Source organism: uncultured Nostoc sp., from assembly GCF_964245575.1.
GTDB lineage: Bacteria > Cyanobacteriota > Cyanobacteriia > Cyanobacteriales > Nostocaceae > Nostoc.
In genome coordinates, this window is sequence record NZ_CAXTNP010000418.1 from 1 (window position 1) to 4,791 (window position 4,791).

3 protein-coding genes are annotated in these 4,791 nt (G+C 42.9%); 2 read left to right on the forward strand and 1 reads right to left on the reverse strand.

What is annotated here, in order from left to right:
- Positions 1-724: 724 nt before the first annotated feature.
- Complete coding sequence (locus ACFFAP_RS35875) at positions 725-970, reverse strand: Calvin cycle protein CP12 (protein WP_375515674.1); 246 nt, start codon at positions 968-970, stop codon at positions 725-727.
- Between the two features lie 370 nt (positions 971-1,340).
- Between ACFFAP_RS35875 and ACFFAP_RS35880 the strand changes: the two genes are divergently transcribed.
- Entirely contained in the window at positions 1,341-2,576 is a 1,236-nt protein-coding gene (locus tag ACFFAP_RS35880; RefSeq protein WP_375515675.1) for an FIST N-terminal domain-containing protein, read from the forward strand.
- A 440-nt stretch (positions 2,577-3,016) separates the two neighbouring features.
- Entirely contained in the window at positions 3,017-4,765 is a 1,749-nt protein-coding gene (kdpA, locus tag ACFFAP_RS35885; protein WP_375515676.1) for a potassium-transporting ATPase subunit KdpA, read from the forward strand.
- Positions 4,766-4,791: the final 26 nt, after the last annotated feature.

Consider the following 4,791-nt stretch of genomic DNA (forward strand, 5'->3'; position numbering starts at 1 on the left):
CGTAAATCAAGCTACCATTTTAAAACTTGCAAAAGCCTTGATATACAAAACTTTTGACTTTTGAGAGCCAGTTGCTTCTCTTCTTTACGAGACGCTGCGCGAACAAGTCGACAGAGAGAGCCGCAAGGGCGCACTGGCTCCTTTTGAATGGGTGACTTCCGCCTTGCGCTACTAGCCTCAAGGCTGCGCGCTAACTTCTTTGTGCAAGCAAGTGGCTATTCAACTTATACCATTTCACCAAATTTATACTGTAAATACGTTTGTAGGGGCATACAGATGTACGCCCCTACACTCAATTCATTTGTTGCAAAGATTTTTGGAAAAGGTATTAAATGGTAAAAAGAGTTTAATTCACTTTCCTCAATCTCTCTATTTGGTAAAAAGAAGCAACTCAAAGATCCTCATCTCAGATTTTGCACCTATATGTAAGTAGCGTCAGGAAGAGTTCTAAAACCTACCCACCGACTATATACTCGGCACTCTTGGACAAAACCCCAATTTTTTGGGTGTAAAAGTTTCCTTTGTAAGATAAAAAAACTCTCAAATTTTAACCCTTATACATCCGTAACTCCAGATATTTCACCAATTATTTACCTGTTGTGGCAAATAATCAAAGAGGGGGAGTAAGATTTTAGGCAAGAGTGAGGTGAGAGTGCAAGATTTGAGTAAGTCAATTTTGGTTGCTTGTTTACTAAACGAACATAAAATTCACTTGTCTAAATTTTTAGTCGTCGTAAACTCGGCATTCAATTGCATCTGGGTTGTCATCACAATACTGTTCAAGAGAGTTTTTTGGCTTGCTTTGGCGCTTGTGGGAAGCTTCGGCTTGCAATTCTTCTACTGCATCCCAAGCAGCAGCACACTCTGGTGAGTTGCTACCGCTAGTATCACAGACAGTACGCGCTTGCTCTACTTCTTCTTGGATTTTCTCTTGAATATCGCCCTTTGCTGTTTCTTGGATGTTGGTCATTGCTTTAGTCTCGTCGTGTGTTGTTAATACTAGTATAGAAAAACTTCAGAAATGGCAGATTTTAGCTTGATTACTAACCATTCTAACCATTCAGCTAATAAGTTAGTACTTTAGCCTATTGATTTATAACCAATACAGTAAACCGCCGCATCTATAATGCATTCATCTTTATTTTTTAAGATTTTGTGGAATCAGTACCATAGATAAACAATCATACAATATATTTAGATGCATCTATTAAAGAATGACAACCCCAGCTTCTTGGGATGGAGGAGACAAAGGGCTGGCGTCAATTCCTGTACGATGCAATTCTTCGCAAAATCAAAAATCAAAACCTACTAGCCCAAAAAGAGAAAGAAGCTCAAAACTCATGGCAGACCAAATGCAGTGGGCAAACGCCCTATCAACCCGTCATTCTTTGGAAGCAGCTGTTACAGATGTGGTGGAACGAGCTGTCTCATCGTTAACAGCACCTGCGGATCTAGGACTGGTATTCATTTCGTCTGCTTTTACGAGTGAGTATTCCCGACTGTTACCCTTGTTAGCTGAGAAACTTTCTGTGCCAGTGCTAATTGGCTGTAGTGGTGGAGGTGCGATTGGGACGACAGTTAACGGAGAAACCCAAGAATTGGAAGCTGAACCAGCTATCAGCTTGACTTTAGCACACCTTCCGGGGGTGAAGGTTCAAGTTTTTCATGTTGTTGCTGAAGAATTACCTGATTTAGATAGTTCTCCAGATGCTTGGGTTGATTTGATCGGTGTGCCAGCATCACCGACACCTCAGTTCATCTTGCTGTCTAGTTCTTTCGCTTCTGGAATCAACGATTTATTGCAGGGGTTGGATTTTGCTTATCCAGGATCGGTGATAGTGGGGGGACAGGCTAGCGGTGGGGGTATGGGTGGTCGTGTTGCCCTTTTTTGTAATGAGACTGAGGGCAAGGAATGCCAAAGCCTGTATCGTGAGGGGACTGTTGGTATAGCTTTGACTGGCAATATTGTTTTGGAAACGATTGTAGCCCAAGGATGCCGACCGATTGGCGAACCATTGCAAGTTACAAAAGCCGATCGCAATATTATTCTGGAATTAGATGAGAAAGTGCCTCTAGTGGTATTGCGAGATTTGATTGCCAGTCTCAGCGAAGAAGAACGGACTTTAGCACAGCACTCTCTGTTTGTTGGTGTGGCGATGGATGAATTTAAACTGGCTTTGCAACAGGGAGACTTTTTAATTCGTGGTATTCTTGGGGTCGATCCAACAGCTGGGGCGATCGCAATTGGCGATCGCGTCCGTCCAGGACAAAGGCTGCAATTCCACCTCCGCGATGCTCAAGCCTCTGCTGAAGACCTAGAATTACTTCTCCAAAGTTATCAAACCCAACGAGAATCTGAACCCTCTGCCGTAGCTGCCTTAATGTTTGCCTGTCTGGGGCGAGGTGAAGGACTGTATGGTAAACCCAATTTCGATTCTGAACTATTTCGGCGCTATCTCAACGATATTCCTATAAGCGGTTTTTTCTGTGGTGGTGAAATCGGCCCTGTTGGTGGCAGAACTTTCTTACACGCCTACACTTCAGTATTTGGAATTTGTCGCCAAAATCAGTTATGAATTAAACTCGTGACTCTGCCTATTTTGGATTTTGGACTTTAGATTAATCCCATACCTTCATGTAAAGGCTTGACCCGGATTTCTCACTTGGGAGAAATCCGGGTTCAGTTTGTAGGCTATTCGCCAAAGTGGGATGCTCGCGTTTTAGCGCCAAATAGCTGTTTGTTTAGCATTTAGCTGTCTTTCTATATTTGCAGATATATATCGAGATAAACGCTCTGAATATTTATATATATACAAATATATTCTTTAGATAGACAAGTTTAAATATTAATTTATACCTTGTATTCTCTAACAAAAAGCTCCATGATTGATTGAGAAAGCACATAGTTATAGGTAAGTTAATAATGCCGATATACTTAACTATTGGTTCTCATTCATAGCAAGAAGATATTTTATATTAATCTGAAATTTATTTATGTCGGAGTTCAATTAGTCCAATGTTAGAAGGATGGATTCAAATTGGATTGACGCTACTAATTGTAGTAGCGATCGCTCCCTTTTTTGGGCGCTATTTGGCGCGTGTCTACCTGGAGCAAAGAACTTTTCTTGACTCAATTTTAAATCCAGTTGAGCGATCGCTTTATTCCTTGGTAGGCGTTCAAACCAAAGAAAACATGACAGGCTGGCAGTATGGGCGGGCAATCCTGTATAGCAACGTCGCAATGGGGTTGCTGATTTTCTTGCTGATCATGAATCAGGGATGGCTACCTCTCAACCCTACTGGAATAGGTGCGCCAACCTGGGACACAGTGCTGCATACTACCATTTCTTTTATTACTAATACCAACCAGCAGCACTATTCTGGTGAAACATACATGAGCTATGGTAGCCAAATGTGGGGGCTTGGTTATCACATGTTTACCTCTGCTGCGACTGGTTTGGCTGTAGGAATTGCTTTTATTCGGGGATTGACTGGTAGACCGTTAGGCAACTTTTATGTAGACCTAATTCGCTCGATTACCCGAATTTTACTGCCTATTTGTATTGTGGGCGGCATTTTATTGATGGCAGCTGGCGTTCCCGAAACTCTGGGGGGTGCAGTTGTATTCCCTACCTTGGAAAATCCGAATATTAGTCAGGCGATCGCTCGTGGCCCTGTTGCTCATTTTGAAATTATCAAGCAATTAGGGGAAAACGGCGGTGGCTTTTTCGCCATCAACTCAGCACACCCCTTTGAAAATCCCAACGGATTTTCTAATTTAATTCAAATTGTGGCGATGCTTTCGATTCCTACATCCCTAATCTACACTTATGGGTTGTTTGCGAACAACACTAAGCAAGCTTGGTTAGTCTACGGTATGGTAGGCGTTCTCTATTTAGTATTTATCATCGTCACTGCCATTGGTGAATATAACGGTAATCCAGCTGTGAATGCACTGCTGGGTAGTCAGCAAGCGAATTTAGAAGGTAAAGAAGTCCGGTTTGGTTGGGCACAATCTGCACTATTTGCAACGAGTACAACTGGTACTATGTGCGGCGCAGTCAATAGTTTACACGACTCCTTTATGCCCAACGGCGGTTTTATTACCCTTTCTAATATGTTCCTGCAAATTATCTGGGGTGGACAGGGTACAGGAACCGCTTATTTGTTTGCTTACCTGATTCTGGCTGTGTTCGCTACAGGGTTGATGGTAGGACGCACACCAGAATTTTTGGGACGCAAGATTGAGAAGCGCGAGGTTGTACTTGCTAGTTTCCTAATTCTGCTGGTTCACCCGATCGCAATTATGATTCCCGCAGGTATCGCCTTGGCATTTGCTGATCAACTATCAGGAATTAGTAATCCGGGTTTTCACGGCTTTGCTCAAGTTATCTATGAATATGCGTCTGCTGCTGCTAACAACGGTTCTGGGTTTGAAGGCTTGGGAGATTCACAACCTTCTCCTTTGGCGATGTCTGCGATGGGCGCACAACCAACTTTAACTGCTTTGTGGTGGAATTTAAGTACCTGCTTTAGTTTACTGGCTGGACGTTATATCCCAATTTTGGGTTTGCTGTTTTTAGCAGATAGTATGTCTCGTAAACAAGCTGTTCCCTTGACGACTGGTACATTGCGAACTGATACCGGACTATTTACAGGCGTTACCGCAGGCGTAATTTTAATTCTAGGCGCACTTACATTCTTCCCAGTGCTGGCATTAGGCCCCATCGGTGAAGCGTTTTTTATTGCTAAAGGTATTGGGTAGGGAGTGGGGAGTGGGGAGTGGGGAGT